Annotated in this window: 24 protein-coding genes and 1 other RNA gene; 11 read left to right on the forward strand and 14 right to left on the reverse strand. The window is 35.0% G+C overall.

The features are described 5' to 3' along the window. Positions 1-23 precede the first annotated feature (23 nt). Both ATE47_RS11485 and ATE47_RS11490 read left to right on the forward strand, forming a co-directional pair. On the forward strand, positions 24-914 hold the full coding sequence (locus tag ATE47_RS11485) for a DUF72 domain-containing protein (protein WP_062162105.1): 891 nt from the start codon (positions 24-26) through the stop codon (positions 912-914). Positions 915-1,105: 191 nt separating this feature from the next. Then, positions 1,106-1,336, forward strand: a complete 231-nt coding sequence (locus tag ATE47_RS11490; protein WP_062163530.1) for a hypothetical protein — start codon at positions 1,106-1,108, stop codon at positions 1,334-1,336. Between the two features lie 61 nt (positions 1,337-1,397). Here ATE47_RS11490 and ATE47_RS11495 read toward each other — a convergent pair whose 3' ends face one another. From ATE47_RS11495 to ATE47_RS11520, 6 genes are all read right to left on the reverse strand, one after another. Then, positions 1,398-1,937 carry a hypothetical protein gene (locus ATE47_RS11495; protein WP_309804224.1) on the reverse strand — a complete coding sequence of 180 codons (540 nt, stop codon included), beginning with the start codon at positions 1,935-1,937 and terminating at the stop codon, positions 1,398-1,400. Between the two features lie 89 nt (positions 1,938-2,026). After that, positions 2,027-2,671 (reverse strand): HD domain-containing protein, encoded by a 645-nt coding sequence (locus ATE47_RS11500; protein ID WP_062162106.1) that lies wholly within the window; start codon positions 2,669-2,671, stop codon positions 2,027-2,029. Then, positions 2,672-3,511, reverse strand: coding sequence for an alpha/beta hydrolase family protein (locus ATE47_RS11505; RefSeq protein ID WP_062162107.1), 840 nt, complete (start codon positions 3,509-3,511; stop codon positions 2,672-2,674). It abuts the gene before it with no gap. A gap of 87 nt (positions 3,512-3,598) precedes the next feature. Then, positions 3,599-4,489: a ribokinase gene (locus ATE47_RS11510; protein ID WP_062162108.1), complete on the reverse strand. Its 891-nt coding sequence runs from the start codon at positions 4,487-4,489 to the stop codon at positions 3,599-3,601. 85 nt (positions 4,490-4,574) lie between these two features. Then, positions 4,575-5,210, reverse strand: a complete 636-nt coding sequence (locus ATE47_RS11515) for a DUF4241 domain-containing protein (RefSeq protein WP_062162109.1) — start codon at positions 5,208-5,210, stop codon at positions 4,575-4,577. A 66-nt stretch (positions 5,211-5,276) separates the two neighbouring features. Beyond that, the gene (locus ATE47_RS11520; RefSeq protein ID WP_062162110.1) at positions 5,277-7,892 is read right to left on the reverse strand and encodes a valine--tRNA ligase; all 2,616 of its coding nucleotides are present in this window, start codon (positions 7,890-7,892) and stop codon (positions 5,277-5,279) included. 128 nt (positions 7,893-8,020) lie between these two features. Here ATE47_RS11520 and ATE47_RS11525 point away from each other — a divergent pair, with 128 nt between their 5' ends. Both ATE47_RS11525 and ATE47_RS11530 read left to right on the forward strand, forming a co-directional pair. Further along, positions 8,021-8,488, forward strand: a complete 468-nt coding sequence (locus ATE47_RS11525) for a DUF1573 domain-containing protein (protein ID WP_062162111.1) — start codon at positions 8,021-8,023, stop codon at positions 8,486-8,488. Between the two features lie 223 nt (positions 8,489-8,711). Continuing rightward, a complete protein-coding gene (locus tag ATE47_RS11530; RefSeq protein ID WP_062162112.1) occupies positions 8,712-9,581 on the forward strand; it encodes a polyphosphate kinase 2 family protein in 870 nt (289 codons plus the stop codon). A gap of 93 nt (positions 9,582-9,674) precedes the next feature. On the opposite strand, the gene rnpB is transcribed toward ATE47_RS11530, so the two are convergent. Next, positions 9,675-9,996: RNase P RNA component class A (gene rnpB / locus ATE47_RS11535), an RNA gene on the reverse strand. 175 nt (positions 9,997-10,171) lie between these two features. On the opposite strand from rnpB, the gene ATE47_RS11540 reads away from it, so the two are divergent. Beyond that, the gene (locus tag ATE47_RS11540; RefSeq protein ID WP_062162113.1) at positions 10,172-10,663 is read left to right on the forward strand and encodes an RNA polymerase sigma factor; all 492 of its coding nucleotides are present in this window, start codon (positions 10,172-10,174) and stop codon (positions 10,661-10,663) included. Beyond that, a complete protein-coding gene (locus ATE47_RS11545; RefSeq protein ID WP_062162114.1) occupies positions 10,656-11,330 on the forward strand; it encodes a hypothetical protein in 675 nt (224 codons plus the stop codon). Before ATE47_RS11540 ends, ATE47_RS11545 begins: the two co-directional genes overlap by 8 nt. A gap of 54 nt (positions 11,331-11,384) precedes the next feature. On the opposite strand, the gene rpoN is transcribed toward ATE47_RS11545, so the two are convergent. Then, positions 11,385-12,848 (reverse strand): RNA polymerase factor sigma-54, encoded by a 1,464-nt coding sequence (gene rpoN, locus ATE47_RS11550; RefSeq protein WP_062162115.1) that lies wholly within the window; start codon positions 12,846-12,848, stop codon positions 11,385-11,387. Positions 12,849-13,389: 541 nt separating this feature from the next. Beyond that, entirely contained in the window at positions 13,390-14,838 is a 1,449-nt protein-coding gene (gene asnS, locus ATE47_RS11555) for an asparagine--tRNA ligase (protein ID WP_062162116.1), read from the reverse strand. 142 nt (positions 14,839-14,980) lie between these two features. Between asnS and ATE47_RS11560 the strand changes: the two genes are divergently transcribed. After that, entirely contained in the window at positions 14,981-15,781 is an 801-nt protein-coding gene (locus ATE47_RS11560; RefSeq protein WP_062162117.1) for a helix-turn-helix domain-containing protein, read from the forward strand. Positions 15,782-15,964: 183 nt separating this feature from the next. Next, a complete protein-coding gene (locus ATE47_RS11565; protein WP_062163532.1) occupies positions 15,965-17,629 on the forward strand; it encodes a serine hydrolase domain-containing protein in 1,665 nt (554 codons plus the stop codon). Between the two features lie 50 nt (positions 17,630-17,679). Here ATE47_RS11565 and rimM read toward each other — a convergent pair whose 3' ends face one another. The 5 genes from rimM to ATE47_RS11590 all read right to left on the reverse strand — a co-directional run bounded on the left by rimM (position 17,680) and on the right by ATE47_RS11590 (position 20,781). Continuing rightward, entirely contained in the window at positions 17,680-18,222 is a 543-nt protein-coding gene (gene rimM / locus ATE47_RS11570) for a ribosome maturation factor RimM (RefSeq protein ID WP_062162118.1), read from the reverse strand. A gap of 9 nt (positions 18,223-18,231) precedes the next feature. Continuing rightward, complete coding sequence (locus tag ATE47_RS11575; protein ID WP_062162119.1) at positions 18,232-18,798, reverse strand: 30S ribosomal protein S16; 567 nt, start codon at positions 18,796-18,798, stop codon at positions 18,232-18,234. 227 nt (positions 18,799-19,025) lie between these two features. Further along, a complete protein-coding gene (locus ATE47_RS11580; RefSeq protein WP_062162120.1) occupies positions 19,026-19,538 on the reverse strand; it encodes a nitroreductase family protein in 513 nt (170 codons plus the stop codon). A 103-nt stretch (positions 19,539-19,641) separates the two neighbouring features. Further along, the gene (locus ATE47_RS11585) at positions 19,642-20,091 is read right to left on the reverse strand and encodes a hypothetical protein (RefSeq protein WP_062162121.1); all 450 of its coding nucleotides are present in this window, start codon (positions 20,089-20,091) and stop codon (positions 19,642-19,644) included. 159 nt (positions 20,092-20,250) lie between these two features. Further along, the gene (locus ATE47_RS11590; RefSeq protein WP_062162122.1) at positions 20,251-20,781 is read right to left on the reverse strand and encodes an SRPBCC family protein; all 531 of its coding nucleotides are present in this window, start codon (positions 20,779-20,781) and stop codon (positions 20,251-20,253) included. 210 nt (positions 20,782-20,991) lie between these two features. Here ATE47_RS11590 and ATE47_RS11595 point away from each other — a divergent pair, with 210 nt between their 5' ends. The 3 genes from ATE47_RS11595 (at position 20,992) to ATE47_RS11605 (ending at position 24,196) form a co-directional block, all read left to right on the forward strand. After that, a complete protein-coding gene (locus ATE47_RS11595; protein WP_062162123.1) occupies positions 20,992-23,049 on the forward strand; it encodes a M3 family metallopeptidase in 2,058 nt (685 codons plus the stop codon). 10 nt (positions 23,050-23,059) lie between these two features. Continuing rightward, complete coding sequence (locus tag ATE47_RS11600; protein ID WP_062162124.1) at positions 23,060-23,443, forward strand: tetratricopeptide repeat protein; 384 nt, start codon at positions 23,060-23,062, stop codon at positions 23,441-23,443. 126 nt (positions 23,444-23,569) lie between these two features. Continuing rightward, positions 23,570-24,196 carry a hypothetical protein gene (locus tag ATE47_RS11605; RefSeq protein WP_062162125.1) on the forward strand — a complete coding sequence of 209 codons (627 nt, stop codon included), beginning with the start codon at positions 23,570-23,572 and terminating at the stop codon, positions 24,194-24,196. The last annotated feature ends 53 nt before the right edge of the window (positions 24,197-24,249 follow it).

Below are 24,249 nucleotides of genomic sequence, written 5' to 3' on the forward strand. Positions count from 1 at the left end.
AGTTTAATTCTAAAAAAACAGATATGAAATTCGGACAAGTAGAAGATCCTTCAAAAATAGATTTTACATTACCAAAAGATCACGCCAAAACAAAGGAAATTTTAAACCAAAATAAAAAAGGCTTAGAAAATATTTCTATCGGATGTGCAAAATGGAATAAAACAGACCTTAAAGGCTTCTATCCGAAGGGAACAAAGGACGAGTTGTCATATTATGCCACACAATTCAATTCAATTGAATTAAACGCTACTTTCTACGGAATGCCGACTCCGGAACAGGTACAGACGTGGAAAGAAAAAACACCCGAAAATTTTAAATTTTTCCCGAAAATAACCAATACCGTTTCACATTTCAGAAGGCTTTTGAATATCGAAGATGTAGTAACTCAGTTTGCAACTGCTGTTTTAAATTTTGACCAGAAACTGGGAATGGTTTTCCTGCAGCTTCATGACAATTTTAAACCAAAAGATTATGAAAGGCTGGAAAAATTCGTGAAAGACTGGCCAAAAGAAGTTCCGCTGGCCATAGAGCTGAGAAATACAGAATGGTTTACGGATGAAGAGGTCTTCAATACAACCTGCGATCTTTTCGAGGCTAACAATATTACCAATATTATCGTCGACACAGCAGGACGAAGAGATATGCTGCACATGCGCCTTACGACTCCCAATGCATTTATTCGCTATGTAGGGGCAAATGCGGAAAGCGATTATGAAAGATTGGACGATTGGTTAAAACATTTAACTCAATGGAAAGAGGAAGGTTTACAAAATGTATATTTCTTTGTTCATCAAAATATAGAAAAGGCTTCACCACTACTTTCGGCTTATTTTATCAAAAAAATGAATGATGAATGGAAAACAGACATCTTAATTCCCAAAATGGCGATAGAGAACACTGGGACATTATTTTAAGGCTGATAAATTTTACTTCAATTTTATTTATTAGAATATCATCTATCTAAAAAAATCCAGTTTTAATAAAAATAATTCACTTTTTCACCTGTAAAAAAAATTACTGATAAAGCTCCATTTGTATTGGAAAAAATAGTATATTAGAGAGTAGAAGACATTACACAATGTTGAACGCTCTAAAAACCAATGGAATGGAAAAAGAAATTTGTACAATCAGTATTACTACAAACTGGCTCGGAGACGAGTATACTTTTTTTGAAAATGACAAAATAAAAAGGGTCTATGATAATAATAGCCTGAGTTCTGATGTCACCGAGTGGCTGGAAGCCAGCCAAATCAGCAAACAAAATAAAGATAAGCTCATCAGAAACTGTCCTGAAGAATTCAAGGAAAGAATTATGTTGATCTTAGATTATCCTTAAAAATTTAAATAAAACTGAAAGATTTTTATACGATAAATCCCACTTTGATTCAAGTTGGGATTTATTTTCTTTTTTTCAACAGTAAAACCAGATTAAGAAACAGAAGAAGAAAATCCAGTGTTACCCATATTCCTTGCTTAGTATTTTCATAATTGTAAGCTTCTACCTGCCTTTTCGCAATGTCAGAAAGCCTTACACTTTGATTGATATAGTTTTGAACCTCAATGATCTGATCAATATTTTTGTTCGGAACAGAATGCTGTGAAAAATAAACAAGATTTTTTTTGCCAAGATAACCCACGATCCAATACTCATCAGATTTGTCCATTTTCAGATATTCGATTCTATAATATTCGGGACGGATTTTTCCGATATGTTTTGTTTCAATTGATTGAATATCAGGATCATTTAGTGTAACGACATAAAAATCCAATGGCTGTGGCAACTTATTAATAACCTGCAAAGCCACAGAATCCTTTACAATCCCGACAGCACTTTTTTTGATAAACCAGTACGTAAAAAATGAAATCGAAAAAACCAAGGTAACAATTCTGAATAATTTTGCCCATTCCGCGCCTTTTCCTCTTTTTATTTTAGACAAAATGAGAGAAAAAAATAAAGCCCAGAAAATAAGCAGAATGACAAATACCATGTTGCAAAGATACTGTTTTTAAAAAGTTTTAAAGGAATCTAATCAACATTCCATTCTTTATAAAACTGGTCGAGGAATTTCAGCATAAAATCGTGCCTTTCCTCGGCTATTTCTTTTCCTTTCTCTGTGTTCATCAGGTCTTTCAGCAGTAAAAGCTTCTCATAGAAATGATTGATTGTTGTACCGTTTGATTTCTTGTATTCATCTTTCGACATATTCAGTTTCGGAGCAATATTCGGGTCGTACATCAGATTATTTTTAAAACCACCGAAATTAAATGTTCTCCCGATTCCAATAGCCCCGATCGCATCAATCCTATCTGCATCCTGAACTATTTTAAGCTCAATCGGGAGATCTTTTGACACTTCTCCCCTGTTTTTAAACGAGATATTTTTAATAATAAATAAAACCTTTTCGACAACATCTTCCGAAGCGTTCTGGCTTTCTAAAAATTCGCGTGAAACCTTCAGGGCAATGGTTTCGTCACCATTATGAAATTTAGGATCCGCAATATCATGAAGCAAGGCCGCCAATTCTACCACTTCCCGATTGCATTCTTCCGTTTCCGCAATCTTTTTTGACAGTTTCCATACTCTTTCGATGTGAAACCAGTCGTGTCCCGCTTCTGCACCTTCTAGTTTTTCCTTTACAAATTCTACTGTGTTTTCGATCAGATTCTTCATTTATATCAATTCATTTAAAATAATGTTCCAAAGCTTTTTATTATAGCTTCTAAAAAAATTCACATGCCCGATTTCTCCTTTTTCAGACTCAGAAGTTTTTATTAATCTGTATGTTGGCTTAAGATTCGGATAGGTATTGTTTAATAAACTTCTCACCCCTTTTTCCGTTAGCCAGACATCATCCTGAGCACGAATAACGAATACTTTTTGAGTTAATCTCTTAGAATAATCATCAATTTTTTCTAATAAACCATTCGTTGATTTCCTGTTTAAAATTAAGGTTCTCCAGTCATATGCACAATTTTTTGGAAGACTTTCTCCGAGGCCGAACCAATTTCCCGGGAAATAACCCAGCAATGTGGTAATTAGAGGCTGAGCGATTCCAAAACCGAGATAGGCTTCAATTCTGGTTTTAAGCCTTAAATTTCCTACAAATGCATTTTGAGTTCCTACAAAAATAAGTTCCTCAAACATCGCAGAATCTTCATTCATTCCTAAAATCAGGGCTCCAACGGAGTGTCCGAGACAGTATTTTTTATAATCATTAAAATTAATTTTAATATAATCTGTGACAGCTTTATAATCTTCCGATCCCCAAATCCTCATGGAAGCCCGGAAACCCTTCATTTTTTTCGGTTTTGAAAGCCCAATTCCTCGATAATCATAAGTAAGCACTGTAAATCCCTGTTCGGAAAAATATTGCGCAAAAGAGAAATAAATTTGCTGTTTCACTCCTGTCGCAGAATTAATAAGCAACAGCTTGTTATTACTTTTTTCAGGTAAAAAAAGATGTACGGCAATAGAAACCGAATCTTTGGTAATAAGCTTTAGCTCTTTCATATGATAAAGAAAAAATCCACTATAAAAGTGGAAATTTTACTTTGCATTTATATGGTAAGTCGAGACTTTCGATATGTAGTAAATAATTTATGAGAAAAAATCTGAAACTCTCGGTAAGCCTGTTTGAGATCCTTTTTTTCCGGAAACCCTTGCAGATACCTCATTCCCGAATTTTACACACTCTTCAATAGAGTTCTGGTGGCACAAGGCAATTGCAAAACCAGAAGTAAAAGCGTCTCCCATTCCCATTTTGTAGACCGTCTTATCCTTATCATTTCGGCAGTATTTCATTTCTGTACCGTCAAAATAAACGGTTGAATTGATATCATCCCTTACAAAAAGTTTATTGAAATATTTTTTAAGAATTTCTTCTCTCTGATCTTCCCCAAAAACAATATGCAACTCACTGCTTTTCACTACAATAAAATCCACATTATCCAAAACTTCATCATGTAGACGTTGTGCAGGCGAAGCATAAAGCCCTACTTTATTACCGTATTTTTTGGCTTTCCTGATTGTATATTCAATGACTTTCATAGAAACTTCAAGCTGAAGAAGAACAAGGTCTGCAGTATTGAAATATTTGTCGGCAACTTCCACGTGCTCAATGCTTAAAAAATTATTGGCAGCGGGAACCACCACAATTGCGGCACTCCCGTCGGAAGTTGTTACATACGCCGTACCGGTCGCTTCTTCGTCGGTTTCATAAACAAAGCCAACATTTATATTTTCGTTGACCATATTTCTCATGATTTGTTGGCCAAGAGGATCCATGCCGACGCAGCCTATGAAATACACACTGGCTCCCAATCTTGCTGTCCCCACTGCCTGATTAGCTCCCTTTCCTCCAAAATAACTCTCGGAATGACGGGCGATAACGGTTTCATTAGGACACGGAACTTTTTCGGTCTCAAGGACAAGATCTATGGAAGAGCTTCCTACAACGATGATTTTCGGCTGTTCTGATGAGAAATTCATTGTGTTTTATATTAGTTTTATATTTTGGGTTGATTTGGACAAATTTATACTATGAGCGCTGTGTTACAAAAATAATTAACTTTAATTAACTTATTTCAATAAATTCAGTAATAATTTTTACGGGTGTACTATCTTTATCATAAGCAATATAGCTTGCATAAAAACCTTCTCCATACCCCGTTTCAAAGGCAAAAATAGTTCCAGAATGATTTTCTGAAGGCTTTAAAAATGCATACTGATCAATGGCTCCATTTTCATCAAAAAACTCGTCATGGAAAAATTCTTCGTAAATACCCATGAAGTCTGCTCCTTTGCTGTGATACAGTCTTTGTTCCAGTTCATTCAAATTATTTTGCGTATCCACATCCATGAAGCACCCCATTCCACTTTCTACAGGATATCCGAAAACTTCCTCTTCTGTCAGTTCTTTGATATTTTGTCCGGCTGTAGTAGCAAGTTTCCAGTCTGTAATTTCAGAATTGCTGAAAATAATTTCTGCATATGCCACACAATTACTTTCTCTTTCTTTGTGCAGTAAAACAGAAAAATCCCCTGTTGGAAATTTTGTAGTAAAGGGCTGCATATCATTCGTAATCAAGGGATCACAAGCAACAAGCTTTCCACTGGAAAGGTGAATTTTCCCAACTTCGAAGCTCTCTAATAACGGACTTTCAACGAAGTTTTTTGAGAATAGTTTTTTTATGTTTTCTAAGTGTGTCATTTTTTATTTTAGGTTAAGATTAAGGTTGAGGCTAAGTTTAAACTCAACCTTAACCTCGACCTCATTTTATAAACTTTTCAGTTTCTCTTCCAAAATTGCAATTTTGTCAAGAGCATCTTTTTGCTTTTTACGCTCCACTTCTACAACTTCAGGTTTGGCGTTGGCAACAAACTTTTCGTTAGAAAGCTTCTTGTCTACTGAAACTAAAAATCCTTTCAAATATTTTAATTCTTCTTCAGTTTTTGCTTTTTCTTCTCCTAAATCCAGGTTTTCACTCAAAGGAATTGAAACTTCCGTTGATCCAACCAGGAAAGTAAAGCTCGGCTTATCTGTTTTTGTTCCAAAATGAACTTCTGAAACATTGGCGAGTTTTTTAATAACAGATTCGTTAGCAAATTCCGAAGCGTTGGTATAAATTTCTACCGTTTCTTTTGGTGAAATACCTTTTGTCTGGCGGTAATTTCTAACTCCTGAAATAACTTCCGAGGAAATTTCGAAATTTTTAATGATGTTTTCATTAAAATTTCCGGCTTTTTTCTGCTGAGAAATAATTAATGCCTCTTCAATGCTTCTTTCCGAAATTGTCTGCCATAATTCTTCGGTTAAGAAAGGCATGAACGGATGAAGCAACTTCATTAATTCTTCAAAGAATTCAACTGTTTTGGTATAAACTTCTTTAGAAATTCCTTCCCCATAATTTGGTTTGATCGCTTCCAGATACCATCCGCAGAAATCGTCCCAAATCAATTTATAAATCAAATGCAGTGCATCAGAAATTCTGAACTTCTCGAATTGCTGATCGATTTCCAAAATTGTCTTATTTAATTTATTTTCAAACCATTCAATAGCTTGATTATCTGCTATATTTGCTGGTTTATCTTCATGATTCCACATGTTGATCAGACGGAACGCACTCCAGATTTTTGTCATGAAGTTTCTTCCCTGTAACATTAAATCTTCATCAAAAAGAAGATCATTTCCAGCTGCTGAGCTTAATAAAATACCAACACGAACGCCGTCTGCTCCATATTTATCCATCAACTCCAGCGGATCAGGTGAATTTCCTAAAGATTTTGACATCTTTCTTCTCTGCTTGTCTCTTACAATCCCTGTAAAATAAACATTTTTGAACGGAACTTCCTTTCTGTATTCTAATCCGGCCATGATCATTCTGGCAACCCAGAAGAAGATAATGTCCGGGCCTGTTACCAAATCTGAAGTCGGATAGTAATAATTGATGTCTTTATTTTCAGGATCATTCAGACCATCAAAAACTGACATTGGCCACAACCATGATGAAAACCATGTATCAAGAGCATCTTCGTCTTGTTTCAGGTTGCTGGTTGTTAGTTGTTGGTTGTTGGTCTTTTGCTTCGCCAGTTCTAATGCTTCATCGATATTTTCTGCAACTACGAAATCGCTTTCTCCTTCTCCATAATAATAAGCAGGAATTTGCTGTCCCCACCAAAGTTGGCGGGAAATATTCCAGTCGCGGATGTTATCCATCCAATGTTTGTAGGTGTTTTTAAACTTTTCAGGGTAAAATTTCACCTCATCATTCATTACTACATCCAAAGCTGGTTTAGCAATATCAGACATTTTCAGGAACCATTGAACAGAAACTCTGGGCTCGATAACCGCGCCGGTTCTTTCCGAAGTTCCCACTTTATTTACATAATCTTCTGCTTTTAACAAAAGATCTTTTTCTTCCAATTCTTTCGCGATTTGTTTTCTTACTTCAAATCTGTTTTTTCCTGCGTAATGTAAACCGTGTTCATTCAAATTTCCGTCATCGTCAAGAGCATCAATCATTTGAAGATTGTGCTTTTGTCCGATTTCATAATCATTAACGTCGTGAGCAGGCGTAATTTTCAACACCCCTGTTCCGAATTCGATGTCAACATATTCATCTTCGATAATCGGAATTACTCTGTTTACGATGGGTACGATTACTTTTTTGCCTTTTAAATGAGCATATCTCTCATCATTAGGATTGATACAAACTGCCGTGTCACCGAAAATAGTTTCGGGACGTGTCGTAGCCACCGAAAGGAATTCTTCCGACCCCTCGATTTTATATTTTAGGAAATATAATTTTCCGTTTTGTTCTTTAAAAATTACTTCTTCGTCAGAAATATTGGTTTTCGCTTCCGGATCCCAGTTTACCATTCTGTATCCTCTGTAGATTAAGCCTTTATTATAAAGATCAACAAAAGACTTGATAACCTGCTGTGAAAGTGACTCTTCCATGGTGAAACGGGTTCTGTCCCAGTCACAAGAACATCCAAGCTTTTTCAGCTGTTCAAGGATGGTTCCTCCGTATTTATCGGTCCATTCCCAAGCGTGTTTTAAAAATTCTTCTCTTGTAATATCTGATTTATTGATTCCTTCTGATTTCAGTTTAGCAACAACCTTCGCTTCCGTAGCAATAGAAGCGTGATCTGTTCCCGGAATCCAACAGGCATTGAAGCCCTGCATTCTTGCACGGCGGACCAGAACATCCTGAAGGGTATTGTTCAGCATATGCCCCATGTGTAAGATCCCCGTAACGTTTGGCGGAGGAATTACAACAGTGTAAGGCGGCTTGTCATTAGGCTCTGAATGGAAGTATTTGTTTTCCAGCCAATAGCTGTACCATTTTTGTTCTGTTTCCTGTGGATTATACTTTTCTGAAATCTGCATAAATTCTAATTCTTTAGCTTACAATTTGCAAAAATAGGCTAAAGAAAAAAAATTTTAAGTATGAATTAAAATAATTTTTAACTTTGTTTCTCAAAATTTATCTAACAAACATATTAACATTCAAGAATATGAAAAAATTAATTGCAGGAATTGCTTTATTCGGGACATTTGCTCTGGCATCTGCACAAACTATTACATTCGACAAAACTACTTTTGATTACGGTACAATCAAGCCTAGTTCTGACGGTACAAGATTTTTCACAGTAACAAATACTGGTGATAAGCCTCTTGTAATCTCTAATGTAAAGGCGTCTTGTGGATGTACAACTCCTGAATTCAAGACAGATCCTATTATGCCTGGAAAATCTGCTCAGATCAAAGTTGGCTACAACACTACTATCAACGGTGGATTCAACAAAATGATCGAGGTATTTTCTAATGACCCTGCAAACAGCAGAAGCGTAATCTATATCAAAGGTACGGTAGATGCAAACGCTCCGGATCCAAAACCATTGACTCCTGCTGAGCTAAAAGCTAAAGCTAAAGCTGAGAAAAAAGCTGCAAAAGAAGCTAAAAAAGTAGCTGCAGTGAAGTAATCTCTACTCAGAAAATAAAAAAACCGTCTCCATGGAGGCGGTTTTTTTATTATATTTAGGTAAGATAAGATATTAGATGTTAGATATTAGAAGTTAGTTTTACAACTTTATGTTTGAGATTTAGAATAACATTAAATCATTAAATCATTAAATCATTAAATCATTAAATCATTAAATCATTAAATCATTAAATCATTAAATCATTAAATAAACTATTTAAGATATGGACACCAATTTTTCAGATGACTTTTTAATTAAAGGAAAATTTTCAATAAAAAAGGCTTTTACAGAATATAAGGGAAAACTTACGAAAGAAGAAGGCGTAGAATTATTAATTTCAGAGAAAGAAAAACTTCGTGAGCTCCAGGAAAAGCTGTATGCCGATGGAACGCAATCTCTTCTCGTTGTCCTTCAGGCAATGGATGCAGCGGGAAAAGACAGCTTAATAGAACATGTTTTTGGAGGTGTAAATCCGCAAGGATGTAGTGTAACGAGCTTTAAAACGCCAAGTTCCAAAGAATATTCACACGATTTTCTTTGGAGACATTATCTTGGGTTGCCTCAGAAAGGGATGATTGGGATTTTCAACCGTTCGCATTATGAGAGTGTTTTGGTATGTAAAGTGCACCCAGAATATAATTTAAGTGAAAAAACATGGAATTCCGTAAAAGATTTTGATGATACATTCTGGAAAAACCGCTATGATAGCATCCGAAATTTTGAAAAACATCTTTCCGAAAACGGAACAACCATAGTAAAAATATTTTTAAACGTTTCTAAAGACGAACAAAAGAAAAGACTTCTCGACAGAATCAACGAACAGGAAAAAAACTGGAAATTCTCAACCGGAGATCTTCCCGAAAGAGCTTTATTTGACAAATATATGGAGTGTTATGAAACGGCAATCAACGAAACATCAAAGGATTATGCGCCCTGGTATGTACTTCCTGCGGATAACAAATGGTTTGCAAGGGTTGCTGCTATTCAGATTATTATTGATACTTTAGAAAAAATGAATTTGAAATATCCACAGCTTTCGGAAATAGAAAGATCAGAATTACAGGAAGCCAAGCAACAGTTGGAAAATGAATAAATTGGTATGGAAGATGGGAGCTCGAAGATGGAGGTTAAAAAGTATTGCATTAAAACTTCCCTCTTTTAGCTTCAACTTCAAGTTTTTTTAAAAACCACGAGAAAATCTATAAGCCGGATTTTGTACTTAAAAAAGTGCCTGTTATTTATCTGCGTCCTACATTGCTGCAAGACTTTAGCTGATTACCCCTCGGCTTTCAGAGCGAGCAACTCCTATTTTCATTTCTGAAAAGAACCGATATACTTATCATTGCACCACAAAGAGTTTACCTGATTTCACTACAGCCGAACTGTACATCCTTTCTGTTGCACTTGTCCTACCCTCGCGGGTGACGGATGTTATCCGCTTTGCTGCTCTACGGTGTCCGGACTTTCCTACCCTTGCCGAAGCAAGAATCAACAAGCCGACTTTCTCGTGGGTGCAAAGATACAAATTAGTTATGAGTTATAAATTATGAGTTATGGGTTATGAGCCAGGAGTCTTTCACGTTAAAAAAATCAACTTTAAAACTCATAATTTATAACTCGTAACTATTCATCAATTAGCACATTATTTACTATCTTCGTGCAACTAAATATTATACACATACATTGGCTTCTAAGGAAAAAGAATTTGCGCAGCTTATTAAAGATAATCAGGGATTGATTATCAAGGTTTCGCGTCTTTACACTAATTCTTTGGAGGATGAAGAGGATCTTTTTCAGGAAATTGTGTTACAATTATGGAGAAGTTACGACTCATTTAAAGGAAATTCTAAGATTTCTACGTGGATGTACCGTGTTGCCTTAAATACAGCCATTACCCTTTTCAGAAAAAAAAGTAAAAGCCTGCCTACGAACGAGCTGGATATTAATCATGCTGATTTTATTGAAGATGATGATGATAAACAGCAGCAGATTTCACTTTTATACACTGTAATAAAGACACTTCCTAATGTGGAAAGAGCTATCGTAATGATGTATCTTGATGATTTGCCTTACAAGGATATTGCAGAAAACCTCGGGATTACCGAAGTCAATGCGCGTGTGAAAATGAACAGACTAAAGAAAACCCTTAAAGAACAGATGGAAAAATATGCCTGAATTTGATTTAGACAGCCTTAAGAAAACATGGCAGGAACAGCCTGTTCAGCAGAAATACGACAACAACGAAATCCTTCAGATGTTGAACCGAAAATCGCGCAATTACGTGAAATATATTTTCTGGATCAGTGTGGCAGAATTTGTATTTTTTTCCGTTTTGGGAGTATTTTATTTTTTACAGGGTGAAGAATCTAACAGTTTTATAAAGGTTTTAGAAAGATTAGGGGCGCAAAAAACTCCGGAAGTTGAAAATAATTTCGATAATGCTTATTTAGCAATAAAAATTTTAAGTTTATTAGTAACTGCTTATTTTGTATATAAATTTTATCAGAATTACCGTAAAATAAAAATTGAAGAAAATTTAAAAGGCTTAATAACAAGAATTATTAAGTTTAAGAAAACCGTCAATGCTTTTATTTTAATAAGTATTGTTCTTCTGGTTGCATTCACCTCTGTATTTACAGCTTTTATATTTTATGCTTTAAACAGCCAGAATATTGAGCCCAAAAGCGCAGACCTTACCATCGTTATTGTGGGAATTGTCGTAAGTATGGTATTGAGTATTTTACTGATATGGCTGTATTACAAATTGGTTTACGGGATCATTATCAGGAAACTGGACCGGAATTTAAAGCAATTAAAAGAAATAGATTCCCAGAAAATTTAATATAAAATTCAACGACATAAAAAAAAGCATTTCAATTTGAAATGCTTTTGTATTTTAAAGTTCTTTTCTTAGTCTGGCAACAGGAATATTCAGTTGTTCACGATATTTTGCGATCGTCCTTCTTGCAATATTATAACCCTGCTCTTTTAAAATTACCACCAAAGCATCGTCTGTCAGTGGTTTTCTCTTGTTTTCCTTACTGATGACTTCCTGAAGATGAGTTTTAATTTCTTTTGTTGAAACTTCTTCACCGTCATCGTTCGTTAAACTATCAGAAAATAAATCTTTCAAATAAATAATTCCGTTTGGTGTATCTGCGTATTTACTTTTTACAACCCTTGAAATCGTAGAAATATCAAAGCCTGTAATATCTGCAATATCCTTTAAAATCATTGGTCTTAAAGACTTTTCGTCACCAGTGATGAAATAATCCTTCTGAAACTTCACAATCGCAGTAATGGTTTGCAGTAAAGTATTCTGGCGCTGGTTGATCGCATCAATATACCATTTTGCCGCATCCAGTTTTTGTTTAATAAATAAAGCTGCCTGCTTGTGTTCGGATGAATTTTTATCGTGAGAATATGTTGTTAAAATATCTTTATATTCCTCAGAAACTCTTAAGGTTGGAGCGTTTTTGCTATTCAGCATCGGAATAACCAACCCATCTTTTACTTGAATTACAAAATCCGGAATAATTTCCTGATTGATAGTAATTGTCTGAGTATCAAAGTTTCCGCCAACTCTTGGAGATAATTTTGAGATCTCATCCAAAGCATCCTTCAAATCATCTTCTTCAATGTCGTATTTCTGAATGATTTTATTGTAATGCTTATTGGTTAAAGCATCAAACTGATATCTCAATATATTTGCAGCCAACGAAACGGCTTTATCTGAACTTACCTTTTTTTCTATCTGTAATAGTAAACACTCCTGCAGACCTCTCGCACCTACGCCCGGTGGGTCAAGTTTCTGAACATAATTCTCAAGAATATCCTCAACTCTTTCTTTCGTAGTGTAAATACCTTGTGAAAACGCCAGATCATCAACAATAGACTTGATTTCCCTTCTTAAATATCCGTCCGTATCAAGGTTTCCGATAAGGTATTCTGCAATTTTTACATCTTCAGTATTGATGTTTATAAGATGAATCTGCTCCAGCAGATAATCATATAAAGACTGCCCTTCCGTCAGAAGGCTCTCATTATCAAATTCTTCATCGTCCGGGGAGTAGTTGCTGGAAGCGGTTTTATAGTTAGGCTCGTCGTCATAAAGATATTGGTCAACATCAAAATCAGTTTCAATGCTCTCCGTCCCTTCATCTTTATAAGCATCCTCTAAAGAAGAAAAATCATCTTCCTTAGGCTCTTCTTTTACGATTTCCAAAGCAGGGTTTTCTTCTAACTCCCTCTCCAATTCCTCTTCGAATTCCAACGTGTGAAGCTGAATTAGCTTCATCAACTGGATTTGCTGAGGCGCCAGCTTTTGTCCTAGTTTGAGTTGTAAGTGTTGTTTAAGCATATTTACTCTTTGTGTTTTAACATAACATATTCTACGAATTTAATAAAATATTTCGAGAAAAATAATTTTTAGCACGATTTTTGCTTTCTTTATACCATAATAAGCTATTGAAGAATAAACATAAAAGCCTTAAATGTAATATTTAAGGCTTTTTTATGCTTAATTTTAATGTTTTAATTCTCTATTTTAACAGTATTTATGTAAATAAATAAAAATATTGTTACTTCTGGTCAAACCTTCATATTCATGATTTTAATTCTTCCTTTGCACCTCATCCCGCTTATTTTTGTTTAACAATCTTACCGAGCGGTATAAAAAAGTGTTCAATTATTTAGGAGTTTGATTGTCTATTTTATTTCATTCTGGGATCACTATATTTACTCTCAATGTTTACCATAAAAAATTTCCCAGCCAAAGACTGGGAAGATATATAAAAAATAATTTCTGGTATTTTATAATTTGTAATTGTTTTAGCTTCATTTATTATTTATCTCTTCCATGTTTTAACAGAAAGAAGTATAATTAAATCAACTAAAAAATATTAAAATTCAGCATTTTTTGGAGTTCTTGGGAAAGGGATTACGTCTCTGATATTCGTCATTCCCGTTACAAAAAGTACCAATCTTTCTAATCCCAAACCAAATCCTGCATGCGGCACAGAACCGAACTTTCTTGTATCAAGATACCACCAAAGCTCGTGCTCGTCGACATGCATTTCTGTCATTTTCTGCTTTAAAACATCTAATCTCGCCTCTCTTTCAGAACCTCCGATAATTTCCCCGATTCCTGGGAAAAGGACGTCCATTGCGGCAACTGTTTTATTATCATCGTTAAGCTTCATATAGAATGCTTTGATTTCTTTTGGATAATCAAACAAAACTACCGGGCTTTCAAAATGTTTCTCAACAAGGTATCTTTCGTGCTCAGACTGAAGATCAGTTCCCCAATTTTCAACCGGATACTGGAATTTTCCTTTCTTATTTTCTTTTGAGTTCATCAGGATCTCAATCGCTTCTGTATAGCTTACTCTCTTGAAACGTTTAGCAATAACATTTTCAAGCTTTTCGATTAAGCCTTCTTTTGCCCTGTCTTTTTCAGCCTTGCTTTTTTGTTCTTCTGCAAAACGTTTGTCTAAGAAGTCAAGATCATCTTTACAGTTATCTAAAACATACTGAATCACATATTTAAGGAAATCTTCCGCCAAATCGATGTTGTCTTCAAGGTTGTTGAAAGCAACTTCCGGCTCAATCATCCAGAATTCTGCAAGGTGTCTTGTCGTATTAGAATTTTCTGCACGGAAAGTCGGCCCGAAAGTATAAATTCTTCCCAGTCCCATTGCCGCGGTTTCACCTTCCAGCTGTCCTGAAACCGTTAAGTTTGTTTTTTTACCGAAGAAATCCTGTGTGAAATCAATTTCACCGTCTTCACCTTTCGGAAGATTGTTCAGATCAAAGTTGGTTACCCCAAACATTTCACCAGCACCTTCCGCATCAGCTCCCGTAATAACAGGCGTGTTGATGTAAAAGAACTGGTTTTGGTTGAAGAACGAGTGAATCGCAAAACTCACCGCATGACGTACTCTGAAAACAGCCCCAAATAAATTAGTCCTGAATCTTAAATGAGCCTGATCTCTCAACGTCTCCAAAGAGTGTTTCTTAGGCTGAAGAATAGTTTTATCTCTGTCTTCCGTAAAGTTATCTCCTAAAATGATAATTTTCTTAGCAATAATTTCCACTGCTTGTCCGGCTCCCTGGCTCTCCACCACTTCACCAACAACTTTTAAAGAAGATGCCGTACTGATTTTATTGATAATTTCTTCGTCGAAATTTTCAAAATCAACAACAATCTGCAAATTATTAATCGTAGAACCATCATTAAGCGCTATGAAGCGATTTGCACGGAAAGTTCTTACCCAACCGTAAACCGTAATGTCATGATGTAATACCTTTTTGTAATCCTGTAGGATTTCCTTAATTGTCTGCTTTTTCATTTGTTGATTATAAATTTTCGTATAAAAATTAATGAGTGCAAAGTTACAAAAAAACCACTTATATAATTGTAATAAGCATTTTTGTTAATAATTCTTCTTCTATCAAATGTTTTATTAATTTTAAACACCCTTAACTCAGACTATGAAAAACCTTCGTAATGGTGAATTTTTCGGACAAACCAACGAAACCCTCAGCTTTGATGGGTTGACCATTACAGATACAGAATACACCCACCCTTTTGTAGATTGGCACTATCATGAAAATCCCTATTTTACCTTTCTTCTCCAGGGAAATATGAAGGAAGGAAATAAAAAAGAAGTCTATGACTGCTCCGCCGGAACGCTGCTTTACCATCATTGGGAAGATGCCCATTACAATATAAAACCGGACATTTTCACGAGAGGATTTCATATTGAAGTTTCAAAAGAATGGTTTGAAAAATTTCAACTATCAAAAGAAAATATCGAAGGAAGTTTCAATATTAAAAATCCGGATTTAAAATTACTGACTTACCAGATTCTTAAAGAAACAAAAATTAATGATGATTCTTTTGAATTGACTGTCAGTCAATTATTACTCAGTCTTTTCAGTCGGCTATCAAATCAAAAAGAGTGTAATAAAAAGAAACCACTTTGGGTGAATCAGATTGATGAAATCCTGCATGAAAATTTCGCTGAAAAGCTGAGCCTTGCAGAACTTTCGCAAACTTTGAATATACATCCAATGCATCTAAGCCGGGATTTCCAAAAGTACTTTAATTGTAATTTGGGAGAATATATTAGAAAATTGAAGGTTGAAAAATCATTAAAAATTTTGAATACATCTGAATCTTTAACCGAAGTTGCGTTGGAATGCGGGTTCGCCGATCAGAGCCATTTTATCCGCTGTTTTAAGGAAAATATTGGAATTACTCCTTTGAAATATAGAAATCTCTTGAAATAAACTAATATTATTTCATCATTCATTTGTGATTCCTACGGAATCTGGTAAGTCAGTAATTTTAAAGCCATATTTTTAAAATCCTTGTCAAAGATAGGTCGATGTAATCTATCAAAATACAAAAGGTTAATATTATTCTATTTTTCCAATAAAACAATTAATATTTTTGTTTAGATGAAATTTACTATGAAATCAATTCTTTTATTCTTACTGATTCTTATTTCCGGACTTTCTTTTGGCCAAAATATCACAGAGCCGGAAAAAATTGAGAATCAAATTCAGAAAGAGCATTTAAACAAAATTGTTTTCTTAGGCAATGTTATTCCTCTGGAAAATATAAAGGAAACTGATCTTCTGAAAGCCATGACTTTTCAGGAAGACAGAGATTTTGACATCCGTGTTTTTATGGATAATTCATTGGTTAATTATTTACACCAGCTTGATTCTTCTTTAACGGCTGATGAATTGCTCAAAAAAGGAAATTATCAATTCAATTTCTTTGTTGACGGAAAATTAATTTATACTGAAAACTTACATCCCGGAGCCGGAACTTCAGACAGCAAAAAGGTTAAAACAAACTTTAGAATTCCTTTTCTCAGCACAACAAACGAAGATTCTTGGGGAAGATATTTGTGGATGCGTTTCTATCTTGCCAATAGCGGAATTGATGCATTGGAAACAGGAAATCATACATTAAAAATTGAAATTAAACCTTATTTGAAAAATCCGGCTGTGAAAGTAGGAAATGTCATTGCAGAAGGTGAAATTCAATTAATTATTCCTAAAAAGAATATTTCTGAACAACAAATTGCTATTCAAAAAATCAAACCTAACAGCGGCTGGGAAATCTCGGAGGATAAATTAAATCAAGAAAAAATAAGGTTTTTAAATAAAAAAATTGCAGAAAAAAGATTCAGAGATATTACGGGAATTGTTGTTATTAAAAATGGAAAACTGCTGTTGGAAGAATATTTTAACGGTTATGAAAGAGACAGTTTACATGACACCCGTTCGGTTGGAAAATCGTTTTCTTCAGCATTAATGGGAATTGCAATACAAGATGGCTACATTAAAAATGAAAATCAAACTCTGAAAGAATTTTATAAGGTAAAAGAATTCAAAAATTATTCATCTAAAAAAGACAGTGTTACAATTAAAAGCTTACTTACGATGAGTTCGGGTTTTAATGGCAACGATGATGATTATGAATCACCTGGAAATGAGGAAAATATGTATCCCACGGACAATTGGATAAAATTCGTTCTGGATCTACCAATGACAGAAAATAAAATTGGAAAAACCTGGAATTATTTCACTGCCGGGGTGGTTCTGACAGGAGATATTTTAGATAAATCAGTTCCGAAAGGTTTGGAAAATTATGCTGACAAAAAACTCTTTCAACCTCTTGGAATTACCCATTACAAATGGCAGTTTACTCCTCAGAAAAAGCCTTCTTTAGCGGGTGGACTGAAAATGAGAGCTTTGGATTTCGCAAAATTCGGACAGCTGTATAAAAATAACGGAACCTGGAACGGAAAATCTGTTTTAAATAAAAATTGGATAAGAAAATCCTTTACTAATTATTTCACTGACACGAAAGATTTTGAAGGCTACGGATATCTTTTCTGGCGAAAAATTTATAAGGTCGGAAACAAAAATTTTGAAGCCTATCAGTCGAGCGGAAACGGCGGAAATAAAATTATTATATTCACGGAAATCCCAGTTGTAATGGTGATTACAGCAAAAGCTTATAACAAGCCTTATGCTCATTCACAGGTTGAAAAAATGGTACAGGAATATCTGTTACCCTCGATTCATGAGTACTTGGTAATGAGTAATAAAATATTGTGAATATGTGAATGGTCAAAAAGTGAATCTATCTCTTTGTTCAAAAAAGAAAATTATTCGTCTTTCTTCGAAGGAACTAGAAAAACATCAATAAGACCTTCCGGTAATTGCATTTTGATAAAACGATCTTCTCTGTTTACTTCAATAATCCAATCTTTGATCATTGGGATTACAACCTCTTTTCCGTCCAGATTTGTGATAAAATACGTCTGAGCAGTCTGATCATTTACAGATCTTATGACACCACAATCCTTATCATTTTCATCCAGAATATCATATCCTATTATTTCGTGGTAATAGAACTGCTTTCCTGAAAGTTTTGGTAATGTGGAGAGGGGCAAATAAACATCTTTACCCAATGATTGATCTACCAGAGCTTCGGTAGAATTTTTAAAAGCGATATTCAGAGCATCGGATTTGCTCCACGATGATTTTTCAATAAAAAATGGAACCAATAATCCGTTGATTTCAACGAATATTGATTCCAGTTTATTGTAAAGCTCGGGTTGATCTGTATCCAGTTTAAGGATTACATTCCCCGCAAGGCCGTGTCTGCGTGTGATTTTTCCTAATAAATAGCAATCTTCTTTACGCATACAGGTTTGTTAAGCTTCAGTGTTTTCTTCTGTTGACTCTTCAGCAGCAGGAGCTTCTTCTGTAGCTTCAGCAACTTCTTCAGCAGGTGCATTGGCAGCTTCTTCAGCAGCCTTAGCATCAGCTTCAGCCTGTGTAGCAGCAGCGATTCTAGCTTCGTTTACTTTAGCCTCAGCATCTAAAGCAGCTTTCTTAGCGTCAGCTTGAGCTTTAGTTAAACCTTCAACTTTACCTTGTACTTTTTGTTCTTTAGCTTCTAACCAAGCATTGAATCTTTTTTCAGCCTCAGCCTCATCAAAAGCACCTTTAGCAACACCACCTTGTAAGTGTTTTTTGTAAAGTGCACCTTTGTAAGAAAGGATAGCTCTTGCAGTATCAGTCGGTTGAGCACCGTTGTTTAACCACTTTACAGCAGAATCAACGTTCAAATCGATAGTAGCAGGGTTAGTAATTGGGTTGTAAGTTCCTAGTTTCTCGATGAATCTACCATCTCTTCTAGCTCTAGAATCTGCAACCACGATGTGGAAGAAAGGCTTACCTTTTTTACCGTGTCTTTGTAATCTGATTTTTACTGACATAATGTTTGAAATTTTAAGGGAGCTCGTCCCAGTTAAATATTTAAGAGTGCAAAGATAATAAAAAAGTTTAAAGTATAAGATACAATTTAAAAGTTTTGCAATAATTTTCAGGAGCCGGGAACCTGCTTTCGCTACTCGCTTTTTTCTTTGGGGATTTGCGCGGCGGCTTCGCCGCCGCGCAAATCCCCAAAGAAAAAGAGCTCAGACAGGCCGCTCGATCAGGGCTATTACCCCAGTGTTCCCAGGTAAAATAATCCCAGACACTTCTGGTTTTCCTCAATAGTCAAAGATTCTTTCAAATGATCTACAATTTTCGGGGAGCTCCAATAGCAGCCGATTCCGTTTGCTGAGCAGGTTAGATACATATTTTGAACTGCCATGGAAACGGCAGCAATTTCTTCCCATTCCGGAACCATTCCACTGAAACTGACTACAATAGAAACTACGGCATCCGCTTTATTGATTTTAAAACCGATGTCATTGTATTTTTTCTCCAAAAAAAGCTGTTCGGGTTGAGAAGCTTTGTAGATAGCCTGCATTTCGAAGGCTAGTTTTGCTTTTTCTTCTCCTTTGAATATTTTAAAACGCCAGGGTTTTGTACGTTTGTGATTAGGAGCAAATGTCGCCGAATTTAGAATTTCATCTAAAATTTCCTGAGAAATTTCTGCGTCCGTATAATCTTTTGGAAAGATACTTCTTCTTTGCTCAATGATTTCTTTTAAAACTTCTGCTTTGTTCATGCAGACAAAACTACGAAAAAGTTGATGGTTGATTGTTGCCAGTCGATCGTTTTTAGTTATTTAAATCATAGCATTGACACTCATAACTCAAAACTTATAACTCTTATAAAACCTCAACAATTTCCTGATGAATCTTATTTAAAGTAAAATCATCCCCTGATTTCATGCCCATCATCTTTTTAGCCATCGGGCTTTCGGGGGAAATGGCGTAAAAACGGTCGCCTTCAAAAAAGAATTCCCCAAGAGAAACGGAAATATAAAAACGTGCCTTATTGGTAATAACCAGAGAACCGAGCTGTACCCTTTCTGTGGCATTATTGAGGACTTTAGCCATATTTCTTTTAAGATCGTGCAGTGCGGCTAATTGTTTTTGCATCTGGTAGATCTCTTCCTGCATTTCCTCCCTCATGCTGTCATATTTTGGTGTTTTTTTTATATCGCGACTAGCTTCTAAAGTAAAATCAATAAAGTTCTTCAGCTTTTCGATCTTTTCTGTAATCACGTTTTTCACATAATTTCTTATGTCGTTTTTCTCAAATACTGTCTTCTCCATAAATCGAATCTTTATATAAAGATAATATTTTTTCAATAATTTTTCACGTTGTCATTAAAAAATTAAACAGTTTTAAAAAATGTATAATTTATTGTTATTGTATAAAATTTATGAAGAATTAAATTAAAAAAGCCTTGTAGATTTTACAAGGCTTTCATTTTATTTTTCTGATATCTGTTTAAGCTCGTCCAGTCCCTGTCCAAACATTTTTCCCATCTGCATATCCATCATTGGCTTCATTATTTTCATTGGGGTTGTCAGTTCATTATCCATTGTCCATGTAACTTTTGTTCCGCTTCCTTCCGGTGTCAAAATAAAGCTTCCTTTTGCCATTCCTTCCCACGGTTTGATAAAGTGTAGATCACTCGACAATTTTTCATTCGGGATTACTTCAGTTACTTTTTGTTCACCTTCTCCTACCTGATCGTTTCCTTTCCAGTGATAAGCATCTCCCACGGTTCCTGGCGTTCCGGAATAGGTAATCTGAACACTCGGATCAGCTTTTGCAAAGGGATTCCACTCGTTGAAAGCCTTTGTAGAGCCAACATGCTGCCATACTTTTTCTTTCGGAGCATTGATGACTATTGATTTTTCAAAGTGATAACCTTTGTTGAAAGCCAGCATTGCAATAATAACATATGCTACGATCAGCAGGATAATTACACCAAGAATCTTTAAGATTGTTTTCATAGTTTAAATATATTTTGGTTAAATTTTTTAACATCATTACGGTCAAAACTCGTGTCAAAATTAATCATTTGCGCCACATTTCAACTTTGCATATGACAAGATTATTAAAGATAAACAATTTTGTCACATCTTCTTATTCAGGCATCATTTTTGTGCGTTTTGCTGTCGATTCATTAGAATTATTAAATTTACATTATTAAAAATCAGAATATGAATATTTTAACTGAAAAATTCAACACACCATATCATTCCGCGCCTTTCAATACCATCAAAAATGAAGATTATCTTCCCGCTTTCAAGGAATTAATTCAAAAATCAGAAGAAGAAATCAATACCATTGTCAACAATCCCAAAGAACCGACTTTCGAGAACGTTATTGAAGCTCTGGCTTATTCCGGTGAGCAGCTTGATGTGGCTTCCAATATATTTTTCAACTTAAATTCAGCAGAAACAAGTGACGAATTACAACAAATAGCTCAGGAAGTTTCTCCGATTTTAACGGAATATTCTTCAAAAATTTCTCAAAATGAAGCTCTTTTCAATAAAATTAAAAAAGTTTACGATGAAAAAGAGAAATACAATCTGAACGAAGAACAACAAATGCTTTTAAATGAAACCTACAAAGGTTTTGTAAGAAGCGGTGCTTTATTAAATGAAGAAGACAAGGAAAAATTAAAGAAAATCAATATGGATTTATCTTTAAAATCGCTACAATTCGGGCAAAATGTATTGGCTTCAACAAATAATTATTTTAAACATATCACCAATAAAGAAGATTTGGCAGGAATTCCGGAAGCCATCATCAATCAATACGCAGAAGAAGCGAAAGAAAGGAATCTGGAAGGCTGGGTTGTTACGTTGCAGTATCCAAGCTATATTCCGTTCATGACCTATGCTGAAAACCGCGAACTGAGAAAAGAACTGGCGCTGGCAAACGGTAAAAAGTCTTTCGATGGCGGTGAGTTTGACAATCAGAATTTAATAAAGGAACTTTTAAATTTAAAACAACAGAAATCCGAATTATTAGGTTATAAAAACTACGCAGATTACGTTCTGGAAGAAAGAATGGCAAAATCTCCGGTAAAAGTTCTGGACTTTCTGAATGAGCTTTTAACAAAGGCAAAACCTTACGCAGACAAAGAAATCGAAGAATTAAAAACTCTGGCAAAAGCTGATGGAATCGAGGAAATGCAATCTTACGACCATGCTTTTTATGCCGAAAAACTTCGTAAAGCAAAATATGATCTGAATGATGAGGAATTAAAACCCTACTTTCCTTTGAATCAGGTTCAGGAAGCTGTTTTTGGATTGGCTAATCAACTTTTCGGATTGACTTTTAAAGAAAGAAACGACATCCCGAAATACCATGAAGATGTGAAGGTGTATGAGGTTTTTGAGGCGGGAAGCGGGAAGATGGAGGATGGAAGTGACAATCCTGAAAAGACATTCAAATCCTTACTTTATGTAGATTATTTTCCGAGAAAAGGCAAGAGAGCCGGGGCTTGGATGACGAGCTACAAAAATCAATATATAAAAGACGGTGAAAATTCCCGTCCGCATATTTCTATCGTTTGTAATTTCAGCAAACCAACAAAAGACACACCGAGTTTACTGACTTTCCAGGAAGTGACAACTTTGTTCCATGAATTTGGGCATGCGCTTCACGGAATGTTGGCCAATACTCAATATCCTACTCTTTCGGGAACGTCCGTGAAATGGGATTTTGTGGAATTGCCTTCTCAGTTTTTAGAAAATTTCTGCTACGAACCGGAATTCTTAAAAACTTTCGCCAAACATTATAAAACAGGTGAAATTCTTCCCGATGAAAAAATCGAGAAAATCGAACAGTCGAAAAACTTCATGGAAGGCTATCAGACGTTGCGACAGATTGGTTTTGGATTATTGGATATGAATTACCATACTAAGGTTGCAGAATTGGAGAGTAAGAGTGTGAAAGAGTTTGAGGATGGCTATACTAAGGCGACCCAACTCTATCCTGTAAATCCGGAAACCGCGATGAGCCCGAGCTTTTCACATATTTTCCAAGGCGGATATTCTGCGGGATATTATTCTTACAAATGGGCGGAAGTTCTGGATGCCGACGCCTTCCAATATTTTAAGGAAAACGGAATTTTTAATCCTGAAATTGCTGCAAAATATAAAGTTCTCCTTTCTTCCGGCGGCACGAAAGATCCGATGGAATTGTATAAAAGTTTTAGAGGAAGTGAGCCTAAAGTGGAGAGTTTGTTGAAGAGAGCTTTTGGGTAATCATTAAATTATGAACAATATCAATCAAAGATTACAAAACGTAAAAAAACTTCAAGCAAAAAGATTTGAAAATGAAGATCATTGGGATGAAATCAATGATCTTCTAATCAAAGAACTGGATGAAATTTTATTGATCGAACCAAAAAATACCGCCGCTCTAATCAACATTGGAGCGGTCTATTCTGACATGGGCGAAAATGAAAGAGCATTAGATTATTTGAAAACCGCATTGAAGCTGGGTTCAGATGACAAAAATCTGTTTATCAATCTGGCAATCGTCATGGTGTATATGGAAATGCATCAGGAAGAATACCATGAATACCTGGAAACTGCTGAAAATATGGCTGAAGATCCACTTACTTTTAAGGCTTATTTTGATCCGCAATCTCATTAAATTCTCTGTACATTATTAAAATACAATTCTTAAAAACTGCCAATTTCATTCTTATTATTAGAATCATTAAATTTTTCCCTAACTTAGAGTAGAAAATCTAAGAAAAACAAGGCTTTACATAACATTATGGCAGAAGAACTTTATTTCATCAAAACCAATCCTGTTACCGCAAAAATCAATTTGTATAATAAGCTCTGCCAAGAGGAACAGGACGTTCTCAATTATCTGGACGATGACAAAAAAACAAGTCTGGAGCTCATCAAAAAGAAAGTACTGGAGAATGTAGAAAATCTTTCGAAAGAAGAATTACTGAATCTCTTCAATTGGTTTAATGCTAAATGTAATGGTGATCATGAGGAATTGAAAACGCAACTCTTTGTACACGGAATTGATATTTTTTATGAAATCTTATCTCCCGGCAATGTTCAGAGTTTTCAGCAAATTCTTTCAGATTATGAAAAATACTCACAAAGAATTACAAACCATATTTTTGACCCTGAAAAATTTAATCAGTTTTTGATTTACGGAATATTTTTTACGGGTTTTATCAATAAAGAGAAAGGAGAAGAATATATACTTGCAGATTTCCTGAAATCAGACTATAAAAATCTGTATTCCCATGCTGAAGAGGAATTTAATTCAAAAAAAACTGAACTTTTATCTCAAGAAAATATTTATAATCATTTTACCGATCTGTATGATTGTACAAAATTTTACAAAAATTCTATTATTAAACTTCAAGCTAATTCTTAGAATTTCCTTTTAACAATTAATGTTATTATTATCATTAAATAATTAATCTTAAA

It is taken from the genome of Chryseobacterium sp. IHB B 17019 (genome assembly GCF_001456155.1).
Lineage (GTDB): Bacteria > Bacteroidota > Bacteroidia > Flavobacteriales > Weeksellaceae > Chryseobacterium.

Bases quoted from the DNA above. Each gene is read 5' to 3' on its own strand.
- ATE47_RS11560 (WP_062162117.1), top strand. From the start codon at position 14,981: ATGAAAAACCTTCGTAATGGTGAATTTTTCGGACAAACCAACGAAACC.
- ATE47_RS11485 (WP_062162105.1), top strand. From the start codon at position 24: ATGAAATTCGGACAAGTAGAAGATCCTTCAAAAATAGATTTTACATTA.
- ATE47_RS11545 (WP_062162114.1), top strand. From the start codon at position 10,656: ATGCCTGAATTTGATTTAGACAGCCTTAAGAAAACATGGCAGGAACAG.
- asnS (WP_062162116.1), bottom strand. From the start codon at position 14,838: ATGAAAAAGCAGACAATTAAGGAAATCCTACAGGATTACAAAAAGGTA.
- ATE47_RS11525 (WP_062162111.1), top strand. From the start codon at position 8,021: ATGAAAAAATTAATTGCAGGAATTGCTTTATTCGGGACATTTGCTCTG.
- ATE47_RS11520 (WP_062162110.1), bottom strand. From the start codon at position 7,892: ATGCAGATTTCAGAAAAGTATAATCCACAGGAAACAGAACAAAAATGG.
- ATE47_RS11490 (WP_062163530.1), top strand. From the start codon at position 1,106: ATGGAAAAAGAAATTTGTACAATCAGTATTACTACAAACTGGCTCGGA.
- ATE47_RS11515 (WP_062162109.1), bottom strand. From the start codon at position 5,210: ATGACACACTTAGAAAACATAAAAAAACTATTCTCAAAAAACTTCGTT.
- ATE47_RS11595 (WP_062162123.1), top strand. From the start codon at position 20,992: ATGAATATTTTAACTGAAAAATTCAACACACCATATCATTCCGCGCCT.
- rpoN (WP_062162115.1), bottom strand. From the start codon at position 12,848: ATGCTTAAACAACACTTACAACTCAAACTAGGACAAAAGCTGGCGCCT.
- ATE47_RS11585 (WP_062162121.1), bottom strand. From the start codon at position 20,091: ATGGAGAAGACAGTATTTGAGAAAAACGACATAAGAAATTATGTGAAA.
- ATE47_RS11505 (WP_062162107.1), bottom strand. From the start codon at position 3,511: ATGAAAGAGCTAAAGCTTATTACCAAAGATTCGGTTTCTATTGCCGTA.
- ATE47_RS11580 (WP_062162120.1), bottom strand. From the start codon at position 19,538: ATGAACAAAGCAGAAGTTTTAAAAGAAATCATTGAGCAAAGAAGAAGT.
- ATE47_RS11565 (WP_062163532.1), top strand. From the start codon at position 15,965: ATGAAATCAATTCTTTTATTCTTACTGATTCTTATTTCCGGACTTTCT.
- ATE47_RS11605 (WP_062162125.1), top strand. From the start codon at position 23,570: ATGGCAGAAGAACTTTATTTCATCAAAACCAATCCTGTTACCGCAAAA.
- rimM (WP_062162118.1), bottom strand. From the start codon at position 18,222: ATGCGTAAAGAAGATTGCTATTTATTAGGAAAAATCACACGCAGACAC.
- ATE47_RS11575 (WP_062162119.1), bottom strand. From the start codon at position 18,798: ATGTCAGTAAAAATCAGATTACAAAGACACGGTAAAAAAGGTAAGCCT.
- ATE47_RS11590 (WP_062162122.1), bottom strand. From the start codon at position 20,781: ATGAAAACAATCTTAAAGATTCTTGGTGTAATTATCCTGCTGATCGTA.
- ATE47_RS11500 (WP_062162106.1), bottom strand. From the start codon at position 2,671: ATGAAGAATCTGATCGAAAACACAGTAGAATTTGTAAAGGAAAAACTA.
- ATE47_RS11600 (WP_062162124.1), top strand. From the start codon at position 23,060: ATGAACAATATCAATCAAAGATTACAAAACGTAAAAAAACTTCAAGCA.
- ATE47_RS11530 (WP_062162112.1), top strand. From the start codon at position 8,712: ATGGACACCAATTTTTCAGATGACTTTTTAATTAAAGGAAAATTTTCA.
- ATE47_RS11510 (WP_062162108.1), bottom strand. From the start codon at position 4,489: ATGAATTTCTCATCAGAACAGCCGAAAATCATCGTTGTAGGAAGCTCT.